This window comes from Streptococcus oralis (genome assembly GCF_023109155.1).
GTDB lineage: Bacteria > Bacillota > Bacilli > Lactobacillales > Streptococcaceae > Streptococcus > Streptococcus oralis_BZ.
The window spans coordinates 1-1,391 of the sequence record NZ_JALDUA010000014.1; the positions used below are offsets into that span (position 1 = coordinate 1).

Here is a 1,391-nt window from a genome sequence, read left to right on the forward strand (position 1 = left end):
CTTGATTTACCTGCGAACTCAAGAACATCTTCGATCTTATCGGTTACGCTGAAGGCTGTCGCATCTTGCGCTACTGTCGTTTTCACATTGTATGTGAAGTCTTCATCTCGTTTTGCGAGGGTTTCTTCTGCCTTGCCGTTCACATCTTTCTTGATTTCTGGCTCGTCTGGTGTTGGAGGTGTTACTGGGACTTCGTTAGAGTCCTTGTGCACTCCTGGTTTGTGTGGGAAGCTTGCGTCATAAGAAGCCTTATTCGGAATCTGTGTACGGCCGTCTTCCTTCACATACGCAGACAAGTTCGCGCCGGCTTTGATCTTCGCGTCGAATGTTAATTCAACTGCTTGACCGCCATTGGCTTTGACTTGTTCTTCTGTAAGCGTCAAGGTAATGGTTTGACCCTCTACCTTGATTTGACTGGCATCAAGAGCTTGACCATTCAAGGTCGCACTTGATTTACCTGCGAACTCAAGAACGTCCACTAGGGTATCTGTGACTGAGAAGGCTGTCGCATCTTGCGCTACTGTTGTTTTCACGTTGTATGTGAAGACTTCATCACGTTTTGCGAGAGTTTCTTCTGCCTTGCCATTCACATCTTTCTTGATTTCTGGCTCGTCTGGTGTTGGAGGTGTTACTGGGACTTCGTTAGAATCCTTGTGCACACCTGGTTTGTGTGGGAAGCTTGCGTCGTAAGAAGCCTTATTTGGAATCTGTGTACGGCCGTCTTCCTTCACATATGCGGACAAGTTCGCGCCGGCTTTGATTTTCGCGTCGAATGTTAATTCAACGGCTTGACCGCCATTGGCTTTCACTTGGTCTTCTGTAAGCGTCAAGGTAATGGTTTGTCCTTCTACCTTGATTTGACTTGCATCAAGAGCTTGACCATTCAATTTAGCACTTGAAGTTCCTGCGAACTCAAGAACATCTTCGATCTTATCGGTTACGCTGAAGGCTGTCGCATCTTGCGCTACTGTTGTTTTCACATTATAAGTGAAGACTTCATCACGTTTTGCGAGAGTTTCTTCTGCCTTGCCATTCACATCTTTCTTGATTTCTGGCTCGTCTGGTGTTGGAGGTGTTACTGGGACTTCGTTAGAATCCTTGTGCACACCTGGTTTGTGTGGGAAGCTTGCGTCGTAAGAAGCCTTATTTGGAATCTGTGTACGGCCGTCTTCCTTCACATATGCGGACAAGTTCGCGCCGGCTTTGATTTTCGCGTCGAATGTTAATTCAACGGCTTGACCGCCATTGGCTTTCACTTGGTCTTCTGTAAGCGTCAAGGTAATGGTTTGTCCTTCTACCTTGATTTGACTTGCATCAAGAGCTTGACCATTCAATTTAGCACTTGAAGTTCCTGCGAATTCAAGAACGTCCACTAGGGTATCTGTGACTGA

1 protein-coding gene is annotated in these 1,391 nt (G+C 46.4%); it reads right to left on the reverse strand.

The features are described from left to right. On the reverse strand, window positions 1-1,391 hold a 1,391-nt coding region (locus M1F63_RS10080), incomplete at both ends, for an isopeptide-forming domain-containing fimbrial protein (RefSeq protein WP_247941328.1).